At 68.7% G+C, this 25,540-nt stretch carries 23 protein-coding genes, 1 tRNA gene and 2 pseudogenes; 10 read left to right on the top strand and 16 right to left on the bottom strand.

Annotated elements, in window-relative coordinates; genetic code table 11:
* Positions 1 to 88: 88 nt before the first annotated feature.
* From G6N45_RS27510 to G6N45_RS27500, 3 genes are read right to left on the bottom strand one after another with little or no spacing between them, the layout of a single operon-like run.
* Positions 89 to 1,678: an MFS transporter gene (locus G6N45_RS27510; protein ID WP_163727488.1), complete on the bottom strand. Its 1,590-nt coding sequence runs from the start codon at positions 1,676 to 1,678 to the stop codon at positions 89 to 91.
* On the bottom strand, positions 1,675 to 2,250 hold the full coding sequence (locus tag G6N45_RS27505; protein WP_163727485.1) for a TetR/AcrR family transcriptional regulator: 576 nt from the start codon (positions 2,248 to 2,250) through the stop codon (positions 1,675 to 1,677). The genes G6N45_RS27510 and G6N45_RS27505 overlap by 4 nt, the downstream gene beginning before the upstream one ends.
* Positions 2,240 to 2,842 carry a TetR/AcrR family transcriptional regulator gene (locus tag G6N45_RS27500; RefSeq protein WP_163727482.1) on the bottom strand — a complete coding sequence of 201 codons (603 nt, stop codon included), beginning with the start codon at positions 2,840 to 2,842 and terminating at the stop codon, positions 2,240 to 2,242. Before G6N45_RS27500 ends, G6N45_RS27505 begins: the two co-directional genes overlap by 11 nt.
* Before the next feature lie 307 nt (positions 2,843 to 3,149).
* On the opposite strand from G6N45_RS27500, the gene G6N45_RS27495 reads away from it, so the two are divergent.
* Together G6N45_RS27495 and G6N45_RS27490 are read left to right on the top strand one after the other, a co-directional pair.
* Positions 3,150 to 3,833 carry an aspartate/glutamate racemase family protein gene (locus G6N45_RS27495; protein ID WP_163727478.1) on the top strand — a complete coding sequence of 228 codons (684 nt, stop codon included), beginning with the start codon at positions 3,150 to 3,152 and terminating at the stop codon, positions 3,831 to 3,833.
* Between the two features lie 462 nt (positions 3,834 to 4,295).
* On the top strand, positions 4,296 to 4,802 hold the full coding sequence (locus G6N45_RS27490) for a peptidoglycan recognition protein family protein (protein WP_246228812.1): 507 nt from the start codon (positions 4,296 to 4,298) through the stop codon (positions 4,800 to 4,802).
* 3 nt (positions 4,803 to 4,805) lie between these two features.
* On the opposite strand, the gene G6N45_RS27485 is transcribed toward G6N45_RS27490, so the two are convergent.
* From G6N45_RS27485 to G6N45_RS27475, 3 genes are read right to left on the bottom strand one after another with little or no spacing between them, the layout of a single operon-like run.
* Positions 4,806 to 8,213: an ATP-binding protein gene (locus tag G6N45_RS27485; protein WP_163727474.1), complete on the bottom strand. Its 3,408-nt coding sequence runs from the start codon at positions 8,211 to 8,213 to the stop codon at positions 4,806 to 4,808.
* Positions 8,206 to 8,907 (bottom strand): DUF4194 domain-containing protein, encoded by a 702-nt coding sequence (locus tag G6N45_RS27480; protein ID WP_163727471.1) that lies wholly within the window; start codon positions 8,905 to 8,907, stop codon positions 8,206 to 8,208. Before G6N45_RS27480 ends, G6N45_RS27485 begins: the two co-directional genes overlap by 8 nt.
* A complete protein-coding gene (locus tag G6N45_RS27475) occupies positions 8,904 to 10,340 on the bottom strand; it encodes a DUF3375 domain-containing protein (RefSeq protein WP_163727468.1) in 1,437 nt (478 codons plus the stop codon). Before G6N45_RS27475 ends, G6N45_RS27480 begins: the two co-directional genes overlap by 4 nt.
* Positions 10,341 to 10,532: 192 nt before the next feature.
* On the opposite strand from G6N45_RS27475, the gene G6N45_RS27470 reads away from it, so the two are divergent.
* A complete protein-coding gene (locus tag G6N45_RS27470) occupies positions 10,533 to 11,165 on the top strand; it encodes a DUF1345 domain-containing protein (RefSeq protein WP_163727465.1) in 633 nt (210 codons plus the stop codon).
* Here G6N45_RS27470 and G6N45_RS27465 read toward each other — a convergent pair.
* Positions 11,162 to 12,111 (bottom strand): annotated as a pseudogene (locus tag G6N45_RS27465) (NAD-dependent epimerase/dehydratase family protein). The gene G6N45_RS27470 and the pseudogene G6N45_RS27465 overlap by 4 nt on opposite strands.
* Positions 12,112 to 12,204: 93 nt before the next feature.
* Between G6N45_RS27465 and G6N45_RS28185 the strand changes: the two are divergent.
* The 3 genes and pseudogenes from G6N45_RS28185 to G6N45_RS27450 form a co-directional block, all read left to right on the top strand.
* Positions 12,205 to 12,330, top strand: a pseudogene (locus G6N45_RS28185) (alpha/beta hydrolase); the annotation flags it as partial.
* 319 nt (positions 12,331 to 12,649) lie between these two features.
* The gene (locus tag G6N45_RS27455) at positions 12,650 to 12,958 is read left to right on the top strand and encodes a hypothetical protein (RefSeq protein ID WP_163727462.1); all 309 of its coding nucleotides are present in this window, start codon (positions 12,650 to 12,652) and stop codon (positions 12,956 to 12,958) included.
* Positions 12,959 to 13,142: 184 nt separating this feature from the next.
* On the top strand, positions 13,143 to 13,709 hold the full coding sequence (locus G6N45_RS27450) for a hemerythrin domain-containing protein (protein WP_163727459.1): 567 nt from the start codon (positions 13,143 to 13,145) through the stop codon (positions 13,707 to 13,709).
* Positions 13,710 to 13,803: 94 nt separating this feature from the next.
* On the opposite strand, the gene G6N45_RS27445 is transcribed toward G6N45_RS27450, so the two are convergent.
* The 7 genes from G6N45_RS27445 to G6N45_RS27415 form a co-directional block, all read right to left on the bottom strand.
* The gene (locus G6N45_RS27445) at positions 13,804 to 14,481 is read right to left on the bottom strand and encodes an IF2 family translation initiation factor (protein ID WP_163727455.1); all 678 of its coding nucleotides are present in this window, start codon (positions 14,479 to 14,481) and stop codon (positions 13,804 to 13,806) included.
* Positions 14,482 to 14,507: 26 nt separating this feature from the next.
* Positions 14,508 to 15,065, bottom strand: a complete 558-nt coding sequence (locus tag G6N45_RS27440) for a CsbD family protein (RefSeq protein WP_163727451.1) — start codon at positions 15,063 to 15,065, stop codon at positions 14,508 to 14,510.
* Between the two features lie 270 nt (positions 15,066 to 15,335).
* Positions 15,336 to 16,277, bottom strand: a complete 942-nt coding sequence (locus G6N45_RS27435; RefSeq protein ID WP_163727448.1) for an NAD(P)H-dependent flavin oxidoreductase — start codon at positions 16,275 to 16,277, stop codon at positions 15,336 to 15,338.
* 120 nt (positions 16,278 to 16,397) lie between these two features.
* Positions 16,398 to 17,108 carry a quinone oxidoreductase family protein gene (locus G6N45_RS27430; protein ID WP_246228811.1) on the bottom strand — a complete coding sequence of 237 codons (711 nt, stop codon included), beginning with the start codon at positions 17,106 to 17,108 and terminating at the stop codon, positions 16,398 to 16,400.
* Positions 17,109 to 17,387: 279 nt separating this feature from the next.
* Positions 17,388 to 18,419: a cupin domain-containing protein gene (locus G6N45_RS27425; RefSeq protein WP_163727444.1), complete on the bottom strand. Its 1,032-nt coding sequence runs from the start codon at positions 18,417 to 18,419 to the stop codon at positions 17,388 to 17,390.
* Positions 18,416 to 19,267 (bottom strand): NmrA family NAD(P)-binding protein, encoded by an 852-nt coding sequence (locus G6N45_RS27420; protein ID WP_163727440.1) that lies wholly within the window; start codon positions 19,265 to 19,267, stop codon positions 18,416 to 18,418. Before G6N45_RS27420 ends, G6N45_RS27425 begins: the two co-directional genes overlap by 4 nt.
* Positions 19,260 to 19,715: a nuclear transport factor 2 family protein gene (locus G6N45_RS27415; RefSeq protein ID WP_163727436.1), complete on the bottom strand. Its 456-nt coding sequence runs from the start codon at positions 19,713 to 19,715 to the stop codon at positions 19,260 to 19,262. The genes G6N45_RS27420 and G6N45_RS27415 overlap by 8 nt, the downstream gene beginning before the upstream one ends.
* 60 nt (positions 19,716 to 19,775) lie before the next feature.
* Here G6N45_RS27415 and G6N45_RS27410 point away from each other — a divergent pair, with 60 nt between their 5' ends.
* Positions 19,776 to 20,357, top strand: coding sequence for a TetR-like C-terminal domain-containing protein (locus G6N45_RS27410; RefSeq protein WP_163727433.1), 582 nt, complete (start codon positions 19,776 to 19,778; stop codon positions 20,355 to 20,357).
* Here G6N45_RS27410 and selD read toward each other — a convergent pair.
* A complete protein-coding gene (gene selD, locus G6N45_RS27405; RefSeq protein WP_163727430.1) occupies positions 20,344 to 21,354 on the bottom strand; it encodes a selenide, water dikinase SelD in 1,011 nt (336 codons plus the stop codon). The two genes, G6N45_RS27410 and selD, sit on opposite strands and share 14 nt — an antisense overlap.
* Before the next feature lie 31 nt (positions 21,355 to 21,385).
* Between selD and G6N45_RS27400 the strand changes: the two genes are divergently transcribed.
* The 3 genes from G6N45_RS27400 to G6N45_RS27390 all read left to right on the top strand — a co-directional run bounded on the left by G6N45_RS27400 (position 21,386) and on the right by G6N45_RS27390 (position 24,523).
* Positions 21,386 to 21,480 (top strand) — tRNA-Sec (locus tag G6N45_RS27400).
* 62 nt (positions 21,481 to 21,542) lie between these two features.
* Positions 21,543 to 22,853: an L-seryl-tRNA(Sec) selenium transferase gene (gene selA, locus G6N45_RS27395; protein WP_163727427.1), complete on the top strand. Its 1,311-nt coding sequence runs from the start codon at positions 21,543 to 21,545 to the stop codon at positions 22,851 to 22,853.
* Positions 22,841 to 24,523, top strand: coding sequence for a selenocysteine-specific translation elongation factor (locus G6N45_RS27390; protein WP_163727423.1), 1,683 nt, complete (start codon positions 22,841 to 22,843; stop codon positions 24,521 to 24,523). Before selA ends, G6N45_RS27390 begins: the two co-directional genes overlap by 13 nt.
* On the opposite strand, the gene G6N45_RS27385 is transcribed toward G6N45_RS27390, so the two are convergent.
* On the bottom strand, positions 24,480 to 25,517 hold the full coding sequence (locus G6N45_RS27385) for a TerC family protein (protein ID WP_163727419.1): 1,038 nt from the start codon (positions 25,515 to 25,517) through the stop codon (positions 24,480 to 24,482). The two genes, G6N45_RS27390 and G6N45_RS27385, sit on opposite strands and share 44 nt — an antisense overlap.
* Positions 25,518 to 25,540 lie beyond the last annotated feature (23 nt).

Here is a 25,540-nt window from a genome sequence, read left to right as displayed (position 1 = left end):
ATGGATACCTCCGATCGACCTCGCCCGCGGCCGTCTTGCGTTGGTCTCCGCGGATGTTCACGAGCCGGCCGGCAACGTGCGACACGACTCAGCCTGAGTCGCGGACCGCGAGGTAGTGCCGCGACAGCGCCTGGCCGTCGGTGTACTTCTCGACGTTCAGTTCGATGAGCTGGTCCTGACCCGTCAGCCGTGTGTAGTGCTGATGCATGTGCTCGCCCCACGAGCGCACCACGAACGTCTCGACGTAGGTCGACTCCTCCTCGACGCTGCGGAACAGCCGCCACTGCGCCGCGCCCGTGCGCTGGCGCGACCGGCCGAGCACCGCCATCGCCGCGACGAACGCCTCCTCGTTCTCCGGCGAAACCCGGTAGGACGTCAGCACCAGCACGGGACCGTCGAGCGGCTCGGGCTCGAACACCAGCGTCGGCTCCGGCCAGTGCGACGACGGCGTCAGGTCGAGGTTCCCGGTGCTCCTGTGCAGCGGCCACCACAGCAGCGACACCCCGCATGCCGCCAGCAGGCCGACGCTGACGAGCAGGCTGTTCACGCTGCTGGTGGCCCCGGCTAGTACGCCCCACACCACCGAGCCCAGCGCTTGCCCGCCCATGAAGATCAGCTGGTACACCGACAGCCCGCGGGCCCGCACCCAGCCCGGCAGGCTCAGCTGCATCGACGCGTTCAGCGTCGACAGCGACAACAGCCACGCCGCGCCGCCGACCACCAGCGCAGCGAGCACCGCCGCGAAGCTGTGCACCAGCGCGAGCACCGCCGTCGCGACCGCGAAGCCGCCGGCTCCGAGCGTCAGCAGCGTGTTCTGCCCGAACCGGGACCGTATCCGTGACAACGCCAGCGCCCCGAGCAGTGCGCCGACGCCCAGCGCGCCGAGCAGCAGGCCGTATCCGGACGACGACAGACCCAGCTGGTCGGCCGCGATCACCGGCAGCAGCCCCCACAGCGCGCTGGCCGGGCCGATGAACAGCGCCGTGCGCAGCAGGATGCGCCGCACGACCGGCGAGCTCCGGATGTAGCGGCCACCGGCGCTCAACGCCGCCAACGCGCGCTCCGGCGGGAAGTTGTTCTCGATCGGAGGGCGGCGCCACCAAATCAGCACGGCCACGATCCCGATGAACGACACCGCGTTGAGCGCGAACACCAGCGTCGGCCCGGCCAGCGACACCAGCGCGCCGGCAATCGCGGGCCCGATCGCCCGGGCGCCGTTCATGCTCATGCTGCCAAGTGCCGCGGCGGCCGGAATCTGCTGCGGCGGAACCAGATCGGGCTGGATGGCCTGCCAGGCCGGCGCGGTCAGCGCCTGTCCGCAGCCGATGACGAACAGCACGATCAGCAGCACCGCGGGCGTCGTCAGCCCGAAACCCGTCAGTGTGGCGAGGAACGCCACCCCTACGGCCATCGCGCCCTGCGTGGCGATCAGCAGCCGGCGCCGGTCGATCAGGTCGGCCAGCACACCCGACGGCAAGGCCAGCAGCATGACCGGCAGCGTCGTCGCGGTCTGCACCAGCGGGACCAGTACGGCGGCCCGGGGATCCTCGACGAGCATCCACTGCGCGCCGACGGTCTGCATCCAGGTGCCCAGATTCGAGACCAGTTGCGCGATCCACAGCGCCCGGAAGACCGGCGAGCGCAGCGGCGCCCAGGTCGAGCTCACGGCTTGGGTCACGTAGACAGTTTGCCGTCGAGGATCGACAGCGCGTGCGGGACGGCCTCGTCGGGCAGAGGTGTGTTGTGCGCCGCGCCGAAGATCACGCCGACCATCGCGCCGGCCAGCACGCACCGTTCAGCCTCGTCGGCCGGTGCGTCGGGACGCTCCTGCAGTGCGTCGGTGATGAGGTTGATCAGCTTGATGAACTCGGCGTAGATCAATCCGTGCGCCTCGGGTACCTGGTACAGCAGTTGCTGCCCGATGAGGTCGTCCTCCCGGTCCTCGTCCGACAGCGAGCCGAACACCTCTGAGACTGCGTACTGATACGCAGCGACGGGCGTCAGATGCCGGGGCGCAGCGACGAAGGCCGCCACGATCAGCGGTGAGTGGTCGGCGGAGATCAGAACCGCCTCCTTCACGCCGAAGTAGCGGTAGAACGTCCGCGGGGAGACGTCGGCCGCCTCGGCGATCTGCTCGACCGTGGTGTTCGCGAATCCCTGCTCCGTGAACAGCCGCAATGCTTCCCGCCGGATCGCCTGGCGGGTCTGCCACTTCTTGCGCTCCCGCAGGCCGGTCAACTCAATGGTCATCGGCGGGGCCGATCACGCGCTCGGTGTAATCGAGGAGGGGCTTGTACAGCCCGGTCACCGAGTCGCTTGTGGTGAGGGCGTGGGTCACCATTGTCGATATCGCCGCGACGAGCGCCTCGCACGCGAAGCGGTCGGCATCGCTGCGGGCGTCGAAGATCTCCACGACGCCGGCGACGAACTCCTGCTGCAGTTCGATCCGCCGGCGCATGGCGTCCGGGCCTGCCGCGTACACCTCGAGCAGATAGAGCCGCGAGGTGGCCGAATCGAGTGCGATGAAGCCCAGGTACCGCTCGAGCATGGCGGCGAAACGCTGCATCGGCGTGCCGGCCGCGGGGACCGCGAAGATGTCGTCGATGACATGGCGCTGCATGCGGGCGTAGCCGGCCATGAAGAGGTCCTGCTTGGACTCGAAATGCTGGTAGAACGTGGCCCGGGAGACCTTGGCCTCCTTGATGACGTCGTCCACGGTCGTGTTGCTGTAGCCGTTCGCCGTCATCACCGCGGCGAGTGCCTTGAACAGCCGCTGCTTCTGGTGGGCCGCAACCTCGTCGCGACTGAGGTGGTGACGGCCGGACGCGAGCCGCTCGACCATTGGGTTCCCCCTCTGACCTCGGCAGCGTCGGATTTCGTGCAGGTGGTGTGACTGTGCCGAAGTATATGCGGGGCATTGGCGGCTCCGGCGCTGCGCGAGTCGTTTCCTTTTCAAGAACCTAGTTGTCTCTCATAAACAACGATGTTTATGTACGATCCAGTTGGTTTCCTCACACGACTGTCAAGGCGCGCGCAGCGAGGGGTTGAGCGGAGCCTTTTTCCGGACGCGTCGGTCTCTGGTGTCGCCAGGTGGGGGAGCCGTGTGCCACCAGAGCCGACGCGTCTCTCCAGCTCGTAGCATCGTCTGGGTGAAGACACTCGGCTTGATCGGCGGCATGAGCTGGGTCAGCACCGCCCACTACTACCGACTGATCAACGAACTCTTCGCTGACCGCCTCGGCGGATTGCATTCCGCGCCAATCCTTCTCGCGTCGGTCGACTTCGCCGAGATCGAGGAGTTCAAGCTCGACGGCGACTGGGACGCGGTCGCTCGCCGGCTCACCGATGCGGGGTGCGGGCTCGAAGCCGCGGGTGCTGACGCCATCGTGCTGTGCACGAACACCATGCACTACGTCGCCGCGGCCATCGAGGATGCTGTCGCGATCCCGTTCCTCCACATCGCGGACACCACCGCGCGCGCCGTGGCCGCTGCGGGCCTGTCGCGGGTGGGTCTGCTGGCCACCGCGTTCACGATGGAGCAGTCCTTCTACGTCTCGCGGTTCGCGGCGTACGGCGTCGAGGTCGTCACGCCTGAGGCCGAGGATCGCCGCGAGGTCAGCCGCATCATCTACGACGAGCTGTGCCACAACGTCGTTCGCGACGAGTCACGAGCCGTCTACCGCGACGTCGTCGACCGCATGGCCGGGGTGCAGGGCGTGATCCTCGGCTGCACCGAGGTGGAACTGCTGATCGGCGCCGACGACGTCGCCGTCCCGGTGTTCCCGACGACGCTGCTGCACGCGCAGGCCGCGGTGGACTTCGCGCTGAGTTGATTGTTGCGAGTGGCTGCGACAGCTGGCCGATTGCGTAACAGACGCAACGACAGAGCTTGCCGCGACAGAGAGAGGAAGCGAGCGTCAATGCGCCACGATCCTCAGCCGATGTTTCGTACTCTGGAGACCGTGGACGTGCCGCCTGCCGAGAATGAAGAAGGTCGTGGAGGCCGACTCGGGCGTCGACGGCTGCTGTGGCTCGCGGCAGCGGGCGGCGTAGGGGCAGCCGCGGCCGGGGTCGTACCGCGGTGGCTCGATGCCGGAACACCCACCGCGTCGTCCACCACATCGATTCCACCCCCTGCCCCCACCAGCAGCGTCGATGCGGTCCCCGCCTATGTGCCGCCGTCGACGCCTGTGGCAACCACAACGGTCGTACCCGTGTCAGGAACCATGCTGTGCCGCGACGCGTGGGGGGCAAAACCCCCTTTGCCGGGCGGGGTCAGGCACACGCTCAGCCGCATGACTCTCCACCACACGGGCGCAGTGTTGGGCGACAACGCCAACGCCCCGGGACGTCTCCGCCAGCACCAACGACTGCACCAACGTGAACGGGGCTGGATCGATATCGCGTATCACGTCGGGGTGGACCGTAATGGAAACATCTACCATTTGCGGGAGCCGGACATCGTTGGCGATACGGCGACGGAGTATGACCCGACCGGACACTTCCTCGTTCTCTGCGAGGGCGACTTCGATCAAGAAGCCGTGACCTCTGCACAGCTAGACAGTGCCGCCCTCGTTTTTGCCTGGGCCGCGCAACGCTTCAACATTCCTACGGACACGCTTGCAGGGCATCGAGATTTCGCGGCCACATCGTGTCCAGGTGCCGATCTGTACTCCTATCTGACTTCAGGAGTTCTCAAGCACCGGGTCGACGATATGGCTGCCGGCGGGCCGGTGAGTATTCAAGAGATCTGTGGTCCTGAGGCACTCGAAAGAGTTGCCACGATCGAGGCCGGTCAGTAGGGCTCAGCGCGCCAGCGCGGGGACCTTCGCGTCCGCCCGCATCTGGTGACGCAGCTCGGTGAACTCCTCGATCGACCGGGTGGCCACCGTCGCCACGGGCCGCGCGTTGCGGCCCGTCGCCTCGGTCTTGCTGACCATCACCACGCTGTCGATGTAGGGCTGGATCGTCGTCGCGTTCTGCACCGTCGCGACGATCACCAGCTGGAAACCGAACTTGCGGAACGCCTGCAGCGCCTGCTGGGCGAACTGCGGGTCGGACTTGGAGAACGCCTCGTCGAGCATCAGCTGCGCGAACACCGGCCGGTTGGCTTCGTCTGATCCCGCGCCGCCGGGCGCTGCCAGGTTGAAGCTGAGCGCGCCCGCCAGGCAGAACGCCATCAGCTTCTCCTGCTCGCCGCCGGAGTTGTCGCCGGCATTGCTGTGCGTGCGGATCAGCTCGTCGGACGCCACGTCCCACTCCGCGCAGTCGAACGTGAACCGGTTCCGGACGTCGAGCGCGTCGCGCGTCCACGCCTTGTCCTCGGGCGCCGTCGACGCCAGCCGGTTACGTAGCCGCAGGATGTCCGCGTACTGGTCGAGGATCGCCTGCTTGTCGCCGAGCCCCACCTCGGCGATGCGGCGCGAGATGGCCCGCACGATCTCCGTCAGCTCCGACACCGCGGTCAGGCTGCGCGGGGTGGCCCGCAGCGTCAGCCGGGTGCCGCGGTTGAACTCCACGGCGCCCAGACCGGTGTTGACGCGCTCGATCTGCTCGGCGATGCGCCGCGCCTCCTGCTCGGCCACCCGGTGCAGCGTCAGGATCGCATCCGGCGCCTGCTCGGTGACCAGCCGCATCATCCGCTCGTACGCCTCGGGCAGCTCGCGCTCGTCGATGTGCCTGCACAGTGCGACGTAGTCGTGCACCCGCTCGTCGAAGTTGTCGCTGTCGTTCGGGATGGCGTCGGGGAACGCGGTGTCGAACGTATTGAGGATGCGGGCCAATTCGTCGTAGGAGCGGCGCCGGCTCTCCCGCAGCTGTTCGCGCTCCTTCTTGATCGCAGAGAACAGCGCGTCGCGGTGCGGCTCAGGATCGAGCAGCTCGAGCCCGACCGGCACCTGACCGGCGTAGCGGCCCAGCAGCTCGGTCAACGGCTCCGACACGAACGCAGGTGACAGCCGTTCGGAGAGCTCGAGCAGCCGCGTCCGGCGCGCGTCCAGGTCGTCGCGGCGGGTCTGGATCGCGCCGCGCCGCGTCATCAATTTCTGGATCTGCGACCAGCATTCGTCGGCGCGCGCATTGAGCGCCTCGATGTCGGGGTTGTCGGCCAGCAGCAGCTCGTACTGCTCACGCAGCCGATCGGCGTGCCCGTCGGCGGTCTCGGTGTCGATCTGACTCCACTGCGGGAACTGCTCGCAGATCGCCTTGCACGCCGCCGCGCGGTCGCGCCACTGCTGGCGCTGCGCGGCGATGTCGTCGGCGGTGCGGCGCGCCTTCTGGTAGGTCTCCTCGGCCGCGGCCAGGTCAACGGTCAGCGCGTTGATCTTCGCCGACACGTCGCCCTGGTACAGGTACTCCGACTGCTTGAGCGGGCGCCGGTCGTCCTTGATCGCCAGCCGGTCGGAGTCCTTGTACAGCCCGGTGTCGGTGACCGCGCGGCGGAACCGCGCGAACACCTCGGGGGTGTCCACGCAGATGTGGTCGCCGGCGGCTGCGACGACGTCGACGGCCTCGGCCGCGCACGGATGCGCGGGGTCGACGGCGAACAGCTTGCCCGCCAACGTGTTCGGTTCCGGATCCGCCGGATCGGCGCCCAGCATCTTGGCCCGCACATGGTGTAGCGCCAGCCGCCCCCGCATGTTGGTCTCGTTGACGAACTGCGGCACCGCCGTCCAGTGCTGATCGGGCACCATCAGCCGCAACCCGACACCGCGCAGCACCTTCTCCACCGCGGTGCGCCACCGCGTCTGGTCGGGCCGCAGGTCCATCAGCTCGGCGATGTAGGGCAGCGCGGCGGCGTCGACACCGACTGCGGCGCAGATCTGTTCGCGCATCATCAGTGCGAACTCCGGCAGCGCCGACCCGACGTGCTCGACGCGCTTGAGCTCCTTGGCGGCGTCGTCGCGCGCGATGCGAGTCGCCTTCTGCGCGTACTCCGCATCGGTCGACGCCTCGCGGTGGCGTTCGACCTTGGCCAGCAGCTCGGTGGCCTGGGCGAGGAGGTCTTCGCGCAGGTTCCAGAAGTCGTCGGCGGTGTCGGGCACCTCGAGGTCCTGTGCGTCGAGCATGTCTTCGTACGCGCCGCGGCGGCGCGACACCTGCTCGGCCTCGGTTTCCGCGGCGGTCACCTGGCTCTGCAGCGGCCCGATGTTCGCGCTGGTGCCGCTGATCTGCGCGTTGAGCGAATCCGCTTCCGCCTTAGCAAGATTCAGCGCGCGGGTGACGTCCTCGTACTCGTTGTCGAGCTGGTCGACGGTGGTGTCGAGCTGCGCGATCTGCGCCGGGCACTGCGCGAGCCGGACGTGGTCGGTGTAGGCGCGCACCATCGGCAGGTCGACCAGGTCGATGATGCCCAGATCGGTCGACTCCGAGGCGTAGCGCTGCTGGATCTTCTCGATGTCGCCGAGGATTTTGCGCTTCTTCTGCGCCACCGCCAGCAGTTCGCGGGCCTCGACCAGCGGGTCGATCTGCTTGAGCGCCTCGGGCAGCCGGGCCAGGCTGTCGGGCTCGTCGAGCATGAACTCGCGGACGAACTGTTCCAGGCCGCCGACGCTCTTCAGCGACTTCGCCTTGCCGAGCAACTGCTGGGCGGCGTCGGACGCGCGGATGCCGATGGTCGCGTACAGCTGTGCCAGATACTGGGATTCGACCTTGGTGGTGAACCGCCAGCCTTGGCCTTTCCCGTCGCTTCGCTCGCCCCGGTCCCCCTTGAACACCCCGGTATCGAAACGGCCGGCCGCCCAACGGTTGCACACGTCCTCGATGCCGAGGTCGCCGTCGCCGAGCACGAACCGGCTCGACGAGTCGTTGCGCGACTCACCGGTCAGCCACTTGAGCACCAGGCCCGTCACGGTCCGCCCCGAGTCGCCGGCATAGGTGACCGCGACCGCCGACCAGGCCGTCCCGTCGCCGCGCAGATACATCACCCGGCTGGTGCCGCCGTCACTGCGCTGACCCCACGCCCCGCGCACGTACTTGTCGACGGTGCGCCGGCCCGCGCTCGACCCGGCGGCGGTGTTGTCCCCCGAGGCGTTGAAGTTGCGCCGGTTGAACGGCAGGAAGCCGAGCGAAATGGCATCCAGCAGCGAGGATTTGCCACTGCCCGAGGCGCCTGCGATCAGCGCCCCGCCCTCGCTGAACCGGATCGAGTGGTACCCGTCGAACACGCCCCAGTTGATCACCTGCAGCCGGGACAGGTGGAACTGCTCAGTCAAGGTCGGTCTCCTGCGGGCTCGTTCCGCCATTGGCCAGCAGCTCGAACTGTTGCTGCAGTTCGGTGATCACACTGGCGGTCATCACCGCCGTGATCACCGGGCTGATGGTGTAGCTGTCCTCGTCGTCGCGGCTGCGCCGCAGGATCTCCAGACCGGCCAGGCGGGCGATCGCGGCATCGATGCGCCCGGCGAACGTGACCGCGTCGCGGTCGACGTCATTGAGCACACCGGAGAACAGTCCGTGCATCTCCTCGCGGGAGATCAGCACGCTCTGCCCGCCCGAGGCGCGCATCATCTGCGCAAGGTGCAGCGCGAGGATCGAGTCGTAGGTGCCCAGCGGCTCACGCCGCAGAAGCTTGATGCCCTTGGCGGATTCGTAACGGGCCTGTTCGACGAACGCGACTCCGTCGTTTCCAAGTCCGGCATCCACCACTCGCAGCAGCAGGTCCAGTTCGGACAGCCGGACCGACAGCTGCTGGCGATATTCGAGCACCCAGGCGTAGATGTCGCTGTCGGATTCGGCGCTGATGTAGCGCCGGGTCAGCAGGTGCTGCAGCGCCCAGCAGGCGCGGTCGGGCAGTTCGGAGACGTCGCCGTCGAACCGGGGCCGGCGCTGGTGCGGGGGCCGGGCGCTCTGGTCGACCTGGGGTAGCTGCGAAAAGGCGGCGAAGTCGGCCTCTGTATGGGTGCTCACGCGGCCACTCCTGCGGTGATCGGTTCGGTGAAAGACAGTTCGGGAACCGCCATTTCGCGGTCCCGGCCGTCCAGGGAGCGGAACCGGACGGTCGTCGACGTGCCGGTGTCGTCGTTCGGCTGCTTGAGCGCCCACGACCACAGCACGATGACGTGGCCGAGGTAGGCGTTATCGAGCTTGGCCACCGCCTGCGAAAGCGACAGGGGCAGTGCGCTGTTGATCATCTCCGCCATCGCGGCCGCATCGACCTGCGTGGTGAGCGCGGCGAAGCTGGCCAGGTCGACCTCGCCGCCGGCGGGCTTGGCGGGCTTGGGATTCGACAGGTCGCCGATCTTGAAGCTGAGTGCGCCGACGGAGCTGATCGCGTGGCGGGCCAGGGGCAGTTCGAGGTCCAGCCGCGAATCGGTGAGCGAGGTCTTGAGCAGCGTGCGGGCCGCGCCGATGGCCTCGTTGAGCTGACGGGCCACGCCGCGGCTCTGCTCGAGGGTGCCGAATGCGGTGAACCGTTTGACCCGCTGGGCGCAGCGCTGCTGGATGCGTTCGACCTCGTCGATCTGGTGGCCGACGAGCTCGAAGAACCCGGCCATCACCGCGCGCAGCGCCGGATCGAGGTGGGGCAGTGCCTCGGCGACGGCGGCCACGTCGGCCTCGAACTCGGCGCGCTGGTCGGGATCGTTGATCATCCGCAGGAACGCCCGGTGGCTGTCGCGGCCTTGCGAATCCCACGCCGCCTGGTAGTCGGCGTACATCTGCCTCTGGCGGTCGCGGTACTCGACGTTGCTGTCGATGGGCTCATCGAGGGCGGCCGTGGCCTGCTCGATCATCGTGCCGTACTGGCCGATGTCGGTGATGAGGCGTTCCATCTGCAGAGCGATCGCCCGGGCCTCGTCATAGGCGTCGGTGACGTCGGGTTCCGGGCGCTCGCCGGCGTCGAGTTCGTCGAGTTCACGGCGCAGCGCCTCGATCTCGCTCTCGATGTGCTTGCGGATGCGGGCGGGGTCGTTGCCGACTCTGAGCGCCACGTGCCGGAGGCGGCCGGCGATGCCGTTGATCGATCCGCCGGTGGCGATCGTGTCCTGGCGGCGCATGCCGCGCAGGAAGTCCAGCGCGCGGCGCGCGTCCTGGGTCAGGTAGCAGATAGTTTGATCGAGGCGCTCGGCTCTGGTTTCCACGATGCGGTGCAGCCAGCCCTGACTGGCCCACGCTTTGATCAGCCCCAGCCCGGACTGGTCGTCGCCGAGGTCGATGAGGTCGCGCTCGAGACGGACCACCAACTCGGTCTCGGCGACCACCCCGGCCGAGAGGTGACGGTCCATCAGTGTCGAGTACAGGCTCAGGTTGGTGGCGGACAGCAGCCTGACGGTCGGCGAACTCTGTAGTTCGCGGTTCAGCTCGAGCAGGTCAGCGGCCGATCGCCCCCCGTGGTCGTCCACTCACCCTCCTCGTTGCCCTCGATGCCGGCCGGACGCCCCAACATAGGGCACGGCGGCGACACCGCTGCGGCCCGGAGGGGAGTGTCGCGAGGTTTCCGCAGCATCCTGTGACGGGTGTGACCAGCGGGATTGCAGGGTCTGCTGAGGGGTCGATGAGCTTGCTCACGCCCCCGCGCCTGGTTGACTGCTCGGATGACGCCGGCCCGGTTACACACCCCTGTCGTCCGCCTGATCGGGGCCACGATCGTCGGCGTCACCGCCGGGGCGCTCGCGTCGGTGCGGTTCGGCTGGTTCTCCGTGCTGATCGGCTGGGACGCGCTGGCCGTCACCTACATGGTGTGGACCTGGTCGGTGCTGTGGCCGTTCGACGCGGAGCGGACCGCGTCCCACGCCGAATTCGAGGAACCGGGCCGCGAGACCGTCTTCGCGCTGATCCTCGGCGGGGCGCTGGCGAGCCTGGTGGGCGTCGGCCTGCTGCTGGCCAAGGCGCGGCCCGACCACTTCGCCGCGCTGGCGCCGGGCATCGCGGTGGCCAGCGTGGTGATCTCGTGGTTCGCCGTACACACGCTCTACGCACTGACCTACGCCAAGATCTACTTCCGCGAGAAACCGGTCGGGGGAATCGATTTCAACACCGACGAACCACCTCGCTACAGCGACTTCGCCTACGTGGCCTACGCCGTCGGCATGAGCTTCGCGATCTCGGACACCAACCTGACCTCGTCGCGGATGCGAGCCGCCGCCCTCAAACACGCCCTGCTGTCGTATCTGTTCGGGTCGGTGATCGTGGCCTCGGTCGTCAACCTGATCGCGTCCGGCTTCTAGATCAGCCCGAGGTCGTGCAGCGAGCGGGCGGTGTCGCCGACCGTCTCCTGGACCGGGCGTGGATGCCACCCGAGCAGATCCTTGGCCTTGGCGTTGCTGATCTGCGGCCGCTCGCCGAGGTCGCGCGCATCGTCCTGCACGGTGACGCCGAGCATGCCCGCCAGCTCGCCGAAGGTCATCGCCGGCTCGTCGGCGACCACGAGGAAACGTTCGCCGGCGGCGTTGCCGGCCGTCATCGCCCGCAGGTGTGCGTCGGCGACGTCCCGCACGTCCACCACGCCGAAGTACTGGGCCGGCAGACGCTGCACCTCGCCCGTGAGCATCGACCGCACGATCTGCACAGAGGTCGACAGGTGCGGTCCGAGCGTCGGCCCGAAGATGCCGACGGGCACGACGGTCGTCAGCTCGAGCCCCTCGGCCGCCGCGAAGTCCCAGGCCGCCCGCTCGGCGATTGCCTTGGAACGGATGTAGGCGATGTTCTCGTCGGCGGGGTCGGTCCAGTCCTTCTCCGTCCATTGCTGATCGGCTTTGGGGGAGTAGCCGACCGCGGCGAACGACGACGTCATCACCACCCGGGCGCACCCGGCTGCCCGGGCGGCCCTCAGCACGCGCAGCGCGCTGTCACGCGCCGGCACGATGACCTCGTCCTCGTTGCGCGGATTGTCGGCGGGGAAGGGGGAGGCGACGTGCTGGACGAACCGTGTTCCCGCCACCGCGTCCGCCCAGCCGTCGTCGGAACCCAGGTCGGCATAGGAGAACTCGACGTCACTCCCGTCGAATCCGCCCGCGGCGACGGTGCGACGGACCTGGTCGGCCCGGGCCGGCGTGCGCACCGCGGCGCGGACGGGATACCCTGTGCGAGAAGCTGATTGACGATGTGACTGCCGACGTAGCCAGCTGCGCCGGTGACCAGGACGCGAGACCGGTCGGTCGTTGTACGTGTCATGGCTTCACTCTGCCACTCCCCGACGAGGATAGGCCGGCGGCAGGACGGCGGTGTTCGTGCACGGCAATCCCGAGACGGCGGCGATCTGGGGGCAGGCGGGCGGCCGACCGCGCCGGCGCGCGCACGGAGGTGCTCGACGGGCTCGGGCACTGGTGGATGGTGGAGGACCCGCACCGCGGCGCGGACGCCCTCAATCGGTTCTGGGCCACCCTGGAGTGAGGCACAGAGGGCGTCGCGCGCATCACCTGCATCGGGAAGGTTTGTCAAACCGCTTCTCCGGAAACCACTTTTTGCTTTTCTAAACCTCAAGCGTCAATTAGGCGAATCGGATACCCATCGGTAGGGTCGTCAATGTTGGGCCTAGAAAAGCGCTCGACAGCGGGCGCCAAGGATTCAGACCATTGCCGGGCGCTCCCGTCCTCGACACTCTCAGCGCATTCTACTTCTCATGCCCTTGGGTCAATGCACCCCGGCAAGGGTCTTCAGCACCATCCCAATTCCGGTCGAAACGTCGACCGCTGTCACAAGGAGTACGTATATGACCACGAACAATCCCACCGCAGCCCCCCGCCCCGCCGCCTACAGCGCCGTCGAGAACAAGCATGACCGCGTGCCGGCTCGGCGAAGTGCGGAGACGAAGGTCGCCTACAAGACAACAGAATTCATCGTTTACGTGGTTGCGGTCGTCGGCGTGCTCGTCGCGTCGTTCCTCGTCAGCACCACCGATTCCCATGAGGACTACTTCCGTGCCGACCGTGCGTGGTTCTACGTGGTGATCTTGAGCGTCGGCTACATGGTGAGCCGCGGGATCGCCAAGTCCGGTAGCCGCCACCACGACGACGCCTGATCCTTCGTCGCGGCCGGGTGACCCGGCCATCGATGGCCCTCGTCACTGCGCTTCTGCAGTGGCGAGGGCTTTCGTCTGTTCACTCTGACTCGAAGGTTTCGGCGTGCCCTATTTCGGCAACCCGTCATAGTGGTGCGCAGCTGCGGCGCCACAACCGATGTTTGTGAAGTCAGAGGTACTCGCCGTGGTGGAGACGTTCGTACATTCGACCGACGATGTGGTCGAATTCCTTCGAGGACAGCACAATCAGATCAAGGACATGTTCGACGACGTGATACATGCGTCGGCATCGACCGCGCGGGAGCAAGCATTCGTCGAGTTGCGACAACTGCTCGCCGTACACGAGACGGCTGAAGAGATGGTCGTCCACCCCCGGGCGCGGCGGGACATCGACGGCGGTGACATCGTCGTCGACGCCCGATTACTCGAAGAGCGCGACGCCAAAGAGCAGCTGTCGGCCTTGGAGGACATGGACATCGACTCGCAGGAGTTCATGGACGCGCTCATCGCCTTCAAGACCACTGTGGTCGACCACGCCGAACGCGAGGAGGCCGAGGAGTTCGATCGACTTCAGCGTGAGCTCGCCCCGGATGACCTGAAGAGGATGGTGTCCGCGGTGCAGGCCGCCCAGGCGATCGCCCCCACCCGACCGCATCCTGGGGTCGAATCGTCCTTGCTGAACTTCGCCATCGGCCCGTTCGCGTCGATCCTCGATCGCGCTCGCGACATCATCTCCGCCGCCATGAGGTGAACACGTCGGGTCTGCGAGGGGAAGGCGCCGAAAAGATCACCGCGCTCGGCATATTGCCGAACGCGGTGATCTTTCGTATCAGGTGGTTCGTGTGTCAGGACTTGCGTGCTGCCGCTGCCTGGCGCTTCTGCTTCTCGGCGTCGGCCAACTGCTCGACTCGCTCTGCCTGAGCTCGGCGTTGGTCAGCCTCGCTCTGCTTCCCCTGGGCGTCGTCGAGCTGGGACTGCGCAGCAGCAGTGGCCTTACTCTCGTTGGCGCGGATATTCTCCTGCGCGACGCGTTTGGCCTCATTGATTGAGCTCGTCCGGCGTTCCGCGACCTCGTCTGCCTGGTGCTTGCCTGCCTCTGCACGCTCGCCGGCAGCCTGCGCTGCTCCGTTCTTGCGCTCCTCGGCGTCGGTCCACGCCTGCTGGACATCGCGGTTGGCCGATGCGCGTGCCCGCTTGCTCTTCCCGGCAACGTTGTCGAGAGTCGACGTCAAGTCGGCCGCGGCACGCGCTTCCTTTCGCGCCGCTGCCGCATCAAGGCGGGCGGCACGACGGAGCGCGTCACTACGCTCGGCGAGCGCTTCGCCACGCGTCTTGAGCTCCGAGTCACGCAGCACGTTGCCGACGGCCGCATCCAGCATGCCCAGCGAGCGCTCGTAGAACAGGCGTGCTGGGGTCTCCGCGTCCAAGCGCGCGACCACCCTGTCCTCGATCAGCTGAAGCGGGAACCGCGCGATCTTGTACTGGAGACCCAGCACGGCGAAGGGGATATTCGTGATTCTCATCGATGGCTCCTGTGTCTCGCCGGTGCTCAAGGCAGGTCGGCTTCGTTGGTGAGGTGTGCGGCGCGCGCCCTGATCCGGTCGGCTTCCCGGTGGGCGTTGGAGGTGATGTGCTCCACGGTCTCCTGCTCGTCGACGGCGTCGGCGGCCTCTCGTGCCGCGGCCGCGACCTGCGCCTGCTCGTCGGCCTTGGCGTGTTCCACGGCGCGCTGCGCGTCGAGATCGGCCTGTGCCCTCTCCTCTGCGGCTCGCATGGCGGCGGCGCGCTCGGCTGCACGCTTCTGCTCGTTCTGCTGTGCCTGCACAGCATTTTCGGCGGCCGCTGCTTCTGCGTTGACCGCGCGGCGCTCCTGTGCACCCTGCTGCTGGGCCTCTGCAGCCTGAGCGCGGGCCTGCTCGGCCTCGGCGTCGGCGACCGCCTCGACGGCGTTCGCATGCTTGCGCTCGTTGGCCTGCGTCTGCTCGAGTTGGCCTTCGGCGGTCAGAGAGTCGTTGCCGGTCACTGCGCCGGCAAGCTCCTTTGCCTTGCCCTTCACCGAGTCGATCAGGCCCTTGCGGGCCTGGTCGGCTTTCTCGTGCTCTGTCATTCTGTCTCCTTCTGTGACAACGGGATCGATGTCATTCGAGTCGTCCCGGGTGTCGTTGACGATTGATGGATTACCGAATTCTCGGGAACGCGGAATGTCAGTGGGAATCACGAGCGGAGGCGGCAGCGCAGATGGCGTTGCCGAACTCGACGCAACTACACAAGCTCAGGCGCTCGCGGACTGTGAATGCACCATTGCGAACGGTTCGAAACCCGCTGACGGGAATGTGACGAAACTTACTCGGATCGACGGAAATGGGCGGCAGTTCATCTATCCGCCGGTGGACTGACGCCCGCACAATCGGGCGATGACGGCTGCGACCGATTCGACGGCAGTCACCTCGCCGACGCCCTGCCCGGCGTTGACGGGTGCGATCCGGTAGTCCTGCCGGGCGATCGCGGTGTGCAGCGCCTCTGTCGCGGTGCGGTCCATCTCCTGCTCGCGGCCGTCCCACCGGTCGGTGAAAGCGTTGCGCAGCAACCGTTCCGGTGTGTCCGCGGGCCACGGAAACCCGAAGGCGACGTCAAATGCGCGGGTAGTGATGGTGTCCGTCGCGTTGGCGGCGATCATCGCCTGACGTGCCCCATCCGGCAACAGGGATTCCCGGCATGTGGCGAACGCCGTGCCGATCCAGGCCCCCGCCGCACCAGCGCCCAGCACGGCGGCCAGCGCCCGCGCCGACGCGATGCCGCCGGCGGCCAGCACCGGGACTTCTACGCGGTCGAGTATCTTTGCGAGCAAGGTCAACGTCGCGACCCGGGGCTGACCGTGGCCGCCCCCTTCGGCGCCCCGAGCGACCAGCACGCCAACCCCGGCATCGACCGCGCGGAGCGCAGCGTCGAGATCGGCGACCTGGATCGCGGTGACACAGCCCGCGTCGTGCGCCTGCACGACCCAGGAGTATTCGTCACCGAAGCTCACCGACAGGAGGGTCGGCGTGGCCTCGAGCGCGGTGGTCAACAGGGCGGGTTCGTCGCGGACCCGCCATCCGATCAGGCCGATGCCGAAGGGCCGGTCCAGACCCTCGACGTGGAGGAGTTGCTCGTGCAGCATCGATGTCGTTGCGGCGCTACCCATTCCGATCATGCCCAGGCCGCCCGCGCGCGACACCGCGGCGGCGAGCGCCCCGCCGGCCACCCCGCCCATCGGTGCGTTGACGATCGGGACCTCGAGCCGCATCGACTGCGACCACGGGGTGCCGGGCAGGTTCATGCTTCGATCCTAGGGAGGTGTGCACTGTTGGCGCTCTGGTCTCTCGCGAGCGCGCGCTCCGGTACGCGACACGCCGAGCGGAGGCGTACGAACACGCGCGGTCGCGGGGGGTGGGGTGAGTCAGATCTCGATGCCGATCTTGACGTGCGGGCCGTCGGCCTGGGCCTGCCAGGCCTGTTCGGCGTCCGCGAGGCGGTAGCGGGTGGTCTCGACCTGGATGCGGCCGTCGGCGGAGAGGCTCACGAGCTCGTCGTAGGCCTCCCGCAGGATCCGGGCCGGCATCAGGTCGTTGAGGTGCCCGACGTGCGAGCGGCCCATCAGCGCGTGGAACGGGACCGCCGGAGCGCCGCCGGCGCCCTGACCGACCGTGATCAGCGTGGCGTCCACCGCGGTGGCCTGCAGCGCCGCGATGAAGGGATCGCCGTAGACCAGGTCGAGCACCACGTCGAAGCCGCCGTCGGCCTCCGCCCGCAGTGCGGCGACGTCGTCGTCGCCCCCGAGCTGCACGGTGGCGTCGGCACCCAGGTCGCAGATCTTCTCCAGGGCCTCCGGGTCACGGCCGGCGCCCACGACATAGCCCGCGCCGAGGATCTGGGCGGCCTGGATCGCGATCGCGCCGACCACCCCGGTGGCGCCCAGAATCAGCACCGACTGGCCGGCCGAGACGTCGGCGTGACGGGTCAGCGGCAGCCATGCCGCGAGTCCCGCGATGCCGAGCGCGACCGCAGTGTCGTCGTCGACGGCGTCGGGTACGGGGTAGGCCTTCTCCGGGTCGATCCGGGTGCGCTCCGCAAACGACCCGAAAGGCGTTGGCGGAGAATCGAAGTACACCCGTGTACCTGTCGGCGGTGACCCCGATGCCCTCCTTCCCGACCACCGTGGGAACTTCGGGCGAGCCCATCTCGCCCGACGCCAGCGCGAGGTCGACGGGGCTGCAGCCGGCCAGCGTCACGCTGACGACGTCGTCGCCGGTCGGGTCGGGAAAGTCCGTGAACCGCGGCGATTGTCCGATCGCTTCCAGTACTGCTGCGCGCATGGGTCCTCCTCGATGCTCCCCGGCGCGGCTACCCGCGCGCGGTGGACCCAAACGGAGAAGGATCCTCTGCCGAGCTACGGGTCCAGAGGATTGGTGCGGTTGACGATCAGGGGGTCGGTCTTGGTGAACGGGAACGCCGGCAGGTCGTCGATGTGCATGTTGAACGTCGCGGCGAGCACCTCGCGCGAGTAGGCGCTGGCCGACGCGCGGTAGCCGATGTCGCCGGGCATCGGCTGGTCGAAGAAGATCGCGAAGTGGATGTCGGAGGCGTCGACGACCTCGATGTGGTGTGGATACGCCCGCGGGATGAAGTACACGTCACCCTCCTCGAGCAGGTACGTGTCGAGGGTGCCGTCGGGATCCATCACCGTCATCCGGCCCGAACCCTCGTGGACGTAGCCCATCTCGGCGGTGACGGGATGCCAGTGTGGTTCCCGCATACCGTCCTCGCGGATGCGCAGCGAGTACATCGACAGGTCCTTCAGCGCGGGCCAGTACTGCGCGCGCGCCAGGCGCGCCGACCCGACCGCCACCCCGATCGCAGGGCTCTGCGCCTCGACGGAGAATTTGTGCGGATCGTCGAACCAGGCGGTGGCGGGCACCTCGGCGTCGCCGGTGCGCCGCGCCAGTTTGCGGTCGGTGGTGTCCCGGCGCATCGCGGTGAAATCGGACGCGGGCAGGTCGTAGGTGTTGCCGAGGACCGCGTCGGTCATCGCGCCGAACGACGCGGCCAGCCCGAAGTCCTCCGGCCGCTCGCTGCGGAACGCGAGCACGAACTCGGCGGGCTCCTCGCCGATGTTCTCGATGTGGTGCAGCGACCCGGAGTCGATGTGGAACATGTCGCCGGCGCTCACGGTGAACGACGAGAACCGGCTGTAGCTGTCCAGCACCGAGACGAACGAGGTGCCCGAGATGCAGTACGTCAGTTCGTTGCAGTTGGCGTGCCAGTGCGGCGTGCGCATCGCGCCGGGGTTGATCACGATGCGTTTGATCGACAGCCCGGACAGGATCGGCAGGGTGTCCGCGGTGACGCGGCGGATCGAGCCGAGATCGTTCTCCTCGACGATCTCACCGTTGCGCAGGGAGGTGGCATGCGGGCTGGTCATGGCGATGATGCTAGGCGCGATGCGTGCCCCGCAAGGAAGTGTCGCAGTGATGTCGGTGTGCGCCCGGTGATGTCGCGGACGGTCGTGGTGACCAGATCCTGTTCGCCGGTGCGGATGCGCTCGTCCAACGCGGCCAGCATGCTCGAGAACTCAGCCGAGTATCCGGCCGCCGTCAGGCGGCGCGCCAGTTCGGCGGTGGACACGTCGACATGGCGCACCGGCCGCCCGAGGACCTCCGAGACGATCGCCGCGGCCTCGGGGTAGGACAGCGACTCGGGACCGGTCAGCACCAGGTCCCCACCGACGGGCTCCGTGGCGGTCAGGGCTTCGACGGCGGTGGCGGCGATGTCCGCGGCGTCGATGAACCCCAACCGGCCGTCGCCGGTGGCCGTGACGATCTCCCGTGCGCGTCGGATGGTCTCGGCCAGCGGATGGTCCCCGACGAAGTTCTGCATGAACCACGAGGGTCGCAGCACAGTGGGCTCGGCGAAGAGGTCGGTGACCAGGTCGTGGATCTCGCCCAGACCGGGCTCTCCCCGCGCGACCGCCGACGAGCTCAACAGGACGACTCGGCGCACGCCGCGCGCCGCGGCCGTCTCGAGGAAAGGGCGCACCCTCGGCACCGGGTCGGCGGCTCCCGCCGGAGCGACCACATAGACCGCACGCACACCGGTCAGCGCGGGTGCGAACGTCGCGTCGTCGGACCAGTCGAACGCGACGGCGTCCGCATCGGCGGAATCGGGGTGGCGGCTGGCCGCGCGGGCCCGATGACTTCGTTCACGCAGGCCGGCGACGACGTGTGCGCCGGTGTTGCCGGTCGCGCCGGTGACCAGGACCGAGTCACTCATGACGCCCCCTGAAGCCGGTGCTCAAGGCGTCGGCGCCACCGAGGGCCGCTGCCGCGGCCAGGGAGTTCCAGTAGTCGCGGTAGCGCTGCACACCGTCGGTCCCGACCGTGATGACCGCGACGTAGTCCATGTGGTAGGGAGAGTTCGATTGCACAGCAACACCTTCGGCGGAGAACTCGAGGATCACTGTGTCCGGGTCGAGCGTGTGGTGGCGCCGTAGTTCGTTCACGGTGTCGATCCGCAGCGTGGCGCTGTAGTCCTTGACGTAGTCCCGGACGTCGTCGCGACTGCGCAGCACGGGGTAGCCGGGCGGTGCGAATGGGAACTCCATCAACCCGTCTGGCGCCCATTGGTCGGCGAAGGCGCGCATGTCGTTGCGCCGCAGGCTGTCGAGCAGCGCATCGGTCACGCGGTCGGTCTGCGCGCGGCGTTGGTCGTCGGTCGGCATGGGTTCGTCTCTTCTCGGCATACGAGACGGAACGGTTCCGCCTCGGATACTATTCCCACCATGGTGACGAAAGCGAACCTGCGTGCGCAGGTGACCGACGGAATCGTGGAGGCGGTGCTCGACGAGCTCGCTGACGTGGGGTTCGGCAGGCTCTCGATGGACGGGGTCGCGCGCCGCGCTCGCGCCGGCAAGGCCGCGCTGTACCGCCGGTGGCCGTCGAAGCAGGAGATGGTGCTGGACGTCGTGACCGGGCTCAGCGTGCCGATGGCGGCGACGACCCCCTCGGGTGACCTGACCGCCGACGTCGCGACCCTGGTGGCCGGCGTCGACGACTGGCTGACTGACGCGCGGATGTCGCGGATCCTGCCCGACTTGCTCGCCGAGGCGATGCGCAATCCCGACCTGGCGACCGCCCTCACCGACCGCCTTGGTGCCGCCCGCCGTGGCTACGGGCAGGCGGTGATCGACGCCGCGATCGCTCGCGGCGAAGTCTCGTCAGACGTGGACAGCGAGTACGTACTGGATCTCATTGCCGCACCGGTGTTCTGGCGGCTCTGCGGGCGCCGGGAGCACACCGGCACAGCCTTCCTCGACCGGGTGGTCGACTCGGTACTGCATGCCTTGGGCGTCAGCGGACGATGATCGTGTGCTCGGTGCGTGGGATCAGTTCCCCGATCACCGGGGCACCCGGGATCTCTCCGGCGATCAGCAGCCCGCCCGAGGTCTGCGCGTCGGCGAGTAGCAGCGCCTCGCCCTCACCGACCGACAGGTCGACGTGCGGTCTCACCCAGTCCAGGTTGCGCCGGGTGCCGCCGCTGACGTACCCGTCGCGCAGCGCCTCGCGTGCCCCGTCGAGGTAGGGCACAGCCGCCGCATCGACGACCGCGGTCACCCCGCTGGCGCGGGCCAGCTTGTGCAGATGTCCGAGCAGACCGAAACCCGTGATATCCGTGGCGCATTCGACACCGGCCTCGAGTGCGGCGGCCGATGCCGGGGCGTTCAGCGTGGTCATCACCGCGATCGCCTCCTCGAAGCGCTCGCCGGTGTTCTTGTGGCGGCTGTTGAGCACCCCGATGCCCAGCGGCTTGGTCAGCGACAGCGGCACACCGGGGCGGCCCGCGTCGTTGCGCAGCAGCCGGTCCGGATCGGCGATGCCCGTCACCGCCAGGCCGTACTTCGGCTCCGGATCGTCGACGCTGTGCCCGCCGGCCAGGTGGCAACCCGCCTGCACACAGACGTCCATCCCGCCGCGCAGGGCCTCGGCCGCCAGCTCGAACGGCAGCACCGCACGCGGCCAGCCCAACAGGTTCACCGCGACGACCGGCCTGCCGCCCATCGCGTACACATCTGAGAGCGCATTGGTCGCGGCGATCCGGCCCCAGTCATAGGCGTCGTCCACCACCGGGGTGAAGAAGTCCGTCGTCGCGATCAGCGCGATTCCGCCCTCGATGCGCACCGCGGCGGCGTCGTCGCCGTCCTCGATACCGACCAGCAGCTCCCCGACCGGATTCACCGGCGCGGCGTGCGTCAGCCCGCGGACCACCTCTTCGAGCTCGCCAGGGGGGATCTTGCAGGCGCAGCCGCCGCCGTGGGCGAACTGGGTGAGCCGGTAGGTCTGTTGCGAAGTCACGACCTCCATGCTGCCCTGCCATGATGGACGGGTGGCTCAGGGAGGCGTATCCGGTCTGGTGACCGGCCCGATCTTCAAAATCGCTGAGTGGCAGTTCCTGTCGCTGGCGGGTTCGATTCCCGTCCGCCTCCGCCACTTCCCCTTCGATTTCGGCGTGGTTATCGACGCTGAGCGCAGACAACCACGCCGAAATCGCCATGGGAAGTGACCCCCGCAGGCGGGTGCCGCGCACCGACGCGGTGCTCGCCGACCCGCGACTGGTCGAGGCCACCCGGGCGCTGGGGCGTGCGCTGGTCAAGTCCGTGGTCGCCGACGCGCAGCAGCGGGCGCGCGACGGCGAGATCGACCCCGAGCAGGTCGCCGACCACGCCGTCGCAGCGTTACCGCGAAGCGCCGCGACGCTGCGGCCCGTCATCAACGCCACCGGCGTCGTCGTGCACACCAACCTGGGCCGCGCGCCGCTGTCGCAGGCCGCGATCGACGCGGTGACCACCGCCAGCGGCGCCACCGACGTGGAGTTCGACCTCGCGACCGGACGCCGGGCCCGCCGCGGCCGCGGCGCGCTGGCCGCGCTGGCGGCCGCCGTGCCCGCCGCGCAGGGCGTGCACGTGGTCAACAACAACGCCGCCGCGCTGCTGCTGGCCGCGATGACGCTCGCGCCCGGCAAGGAGATGATCGTCAGCCGCGGCGAGCTGATCGAGATCGGCGACGGCTTCCGGCTGCCCGAGTTGATGACGTCGACGGGCGCACGGATCCGCGAGGTCGGCACCACCAACCGCACGCACCTGCGCGACTACGCCGACGCGATCGGGCCCGACACCGGCTTCGTGCTCAAGGTGCACCCGTCGAACTACCACGTCAGCGGGTTCACCTCGACGGTGCCGGTGCGCGACCTCGCCACGCTCGACTCCCCGCTGGTGGTCGACATCGGCTCGGGACTGCTGAGCCCGCACCCGCTGCTGCCCGACGAGCCCGACGCCACCACCGTGCTGCGCCACGGCGCTGACCTCGTCACCGCCAGCGGGGACAAGCTGCTCGGCGGCCCGCAGGCCGGGCTGCTGTTCGGCTCGACCGAGCTGATCGACCGGCTGCGCCGCCACCCTGCGGCCCGCGCGCTGCGTGTGGACAAGATGACCTTGGCCGCGCTGGAGGCCACGCTGGCCGGGCCGCCCACGCCCGTCGCGCAGGCGCTGAGCGCCGACGTGGACACGCTGCGTGCCCGGGCCGCGGCGCTGGCCGCGCAGCTGCCCGGTGCCGAGGTGGTCGACTGCGTCGCGGCCGTCGGTGGCGGAGGCGCGCCTGACGTCGAATTGCCCAGCGTTGCAATCAGTCTGCCCGAGCACTACGCGGCCGCGCTGCGCACAGGGGCCCACGCGGTAGTCGGGCGCATCGAGGACGGCCGCTGCCTGCTCGACCTGCGCACCGTCGCCCCCGAGGACGACGCGGCGCTGCTCGAGGCGGTGCGTGCGTGTGCGTCCCCGTCGGCGGAGCCGACATGTACGTCGTAGCCACCGCAGGCCACGTCGATCACGGCAAATCCACACTCGTGCACCGGCTCACCGGTATGTGGCCCGACCGGCTCGCCGAAGAGCAGCGCCGCGGCCTGACCATCGACCTCGGCTTCGCGTGGACCACCATCGGCGGCCGCGAGATCGCCTTCGTCGACGTGCCCGGGCATGAGCGGTTCGTCGGCAACATGCTCGCGGGCGTCGGCCCTGTTCCGGCGGTCGTGTTCGTCGTCGCCGCGACCGAGGGCTGGATGCCCCAGTCCGAGGAGCACCTGGCCGCGCTGCAGGCGCTCGGCGTCCGGAACCTGCTCGTCGTGATCAGCAAGGCCGACCTCGCCGACCCCGGCCCCGCCATCGCGCAGGTGCGTGACCGGCTGCCCGACGCCCCGATCGTGCTCGGTACCGAAACCGATTCTGTGCGAACCGAACTCGTGGCCCTGACCGACCGGATACCGGTGCCGGACCACGACGCCGACGTGCGGCTGTGGGTGGACCGGTCGTTCACCGTGCGCGGCGCGGGCACCGTCGTGACGGGGACGCTGGCGGCCGGCACGATCCGCGTCGGCGACGACCTGCTGCACGACGGGCGGCGCGTCACCGTGCGCGGCGTGCAGTCCCTGGGCCGCGACCGGACCGAGGTCGCCGCGGTGGCCCGCGTCGCGGTGAACCTGCGCGGCGTCGACCATCACGGCATCGCGCGTGGCGACACGATCCGCACACCGGGCGCGTGGCGGGACACCGCGGAAATCGACGTCGCGCTGCGGGCAGGCGGAAAACTGCACGAACGGCTGGTGCTGCACATCGGATCCACCGGCGTGCCGGTCCACGTCCGTCCGCTCGGTGAATCCGGCGCGCGGCTGCGGTTGTCGCGGCCGCTGCCGTTGCGGGTCGGCGACATCGGGTTGTTGCGCGACCCCGGCGAACACCGCATCGCGGCGGGCGTCGAGGTGCTGGACGTGGCGCCGCCGGCGTTGCGCCGCCGCGGCGACGCCCGCGCCCGTGCCGCCGAGCTCGCGACCGGCCGGGTTCGGCCGCCGGTGTGCGCACGCTGGAAAGATCGGCGCGCCATGGGTTTCGACGCCGTCGGTGATCGGGTGGGGGAGTGGGTGGTCGATCAGGCGTGGTGGGCGCAGCGGCGCGAGCTGATGGCCGCGGCGGTGCAGCGGTGGTCGGAGGGCAACGACATCGCCGCGGGCATGCCGGCGGAGGAGCTGCGCCGCGAATTGGGCCTGCCCGCGCTCGAATTGGTGTCGGCGCTGGCAGCCGGCACCGGGCTCGAGGTGGCCGACGGGCGTATCCGCCGGCCCGGGATGTCGCTGCCCGACCGCGTCGAGAAGGCGGTACGGACGCTGGAGGACCGGCTGGCGGCCGCACCGTTCCGGGCGCCCGAGGCGGACGCACTGACCGAACTGCGACTGGGACCCAAGGAACTCGCGGCGGCGGTGCGGGCGGGCCGGCTGGTGCGGATCGCCGACGGCGTGGTGCTCGGGCCCGACGTCTACGACTGCGCGGCCGCGACGCTGGCCGACGTGACGCAGCCGTTCACTGTCGCGGAAGCCAAACGCGCGCTGGGCACCACCCGGCGCGTCGCCATCCCCCTGCTCGAGGCGCTCGACGCGCGCGGTGTCACCCGGCGCCGTCCCGACGGGTCGCGCTTCCTGGCTCGGTGACCGAGGGGTCCTTGCGGGTCGCGCGCAGCGAGCCGGGATGGGCCTTGGCGCTGGGGTCCTTACGGGTCTTGATCAGGCTGGCGACCGTGACGACCACGAGGATCACCAGGATCACGACCAGACTGAGATACGTGTTCACCTTGGGCACCCGCTTGTCGATGTCCTCGTGGGCCCAGTGCAGTATCAGCTTGACGCCGATGAACGCCAGGATGATCGACAGCCCCGTCGACAGGTAGACGAGCCGGTCCAGCAGGCCCTTGACGAGGAAGAACAGCGCCCGCAACCCGAGCAGCGCGAACGCGTTGGCGGTGAACACGATGTACGGCTCCGAGGTCACACCGAACACCGCGGGTATCGAGTCCAGGGCGAACAGCAGGTCCACGCTGCCGATCGCGATCAGCACGGCCAGCAGCGGAGTGGCCATCCGGCGGCCGTCGCGGTGGGTGAACAGCTTCCCGCCGTCGTACTCGTTGCTGATGGGCACGAACCGTCGGGTCGCCCGGATCATGATGTTGTTCTCGACGTCGGGGTCCTCGTTGCGATGCCGGAACAGCTGGATGGCGGTGTAGATCAGCAGCGCCCCGAAGATCAGGAACATGAACGAGAACATCGAGATCAGCGTCGCGCCGATCGCGATGAAGATCGCGCGCATGATCAGCGCCAGGATGATCCCGAAGGTCAGCACCTTGTGCTGATGCTCCTCGGGCACCGCGAACGTCGCCATGATGATCACGAAGACGAACAGGTTGTCGACGGACAGGCTCTTCTCGACGATGTAGCCGGCGAAGTACTGCGTGCCGAAGTCGGTGCCGTAGGTGGCCATGAACCACACGCCGAACCCGATGGCGACCGCGATGTAGAACACCGACCAGATGGTGGCCTCGCGGAAACCGACGCGGTGCGGGCGCACCGCGGCCAGGATCAGGTCCACCGCGAGCAGCGCGACGATCAGACCGATCGTCACACCCCAGGTCATCAGGCTGATCTCGAGCATGCACCCTTTGTACCTGAGGTTGT

The sequence above is a fragment of the Mycolicibacterium psychrotolerans genome (assembly GCF_010729305.1).
GTDB lineage: Bacteria > Actinomycetota > Actinomycetes > Mycobacteriales > Mycobacteriaceae > Mycobacterium > Mycobacterium psychrotolerans.
This window is presented reverse-complemented; position numbering and strand designations above follow the sequence as displayed.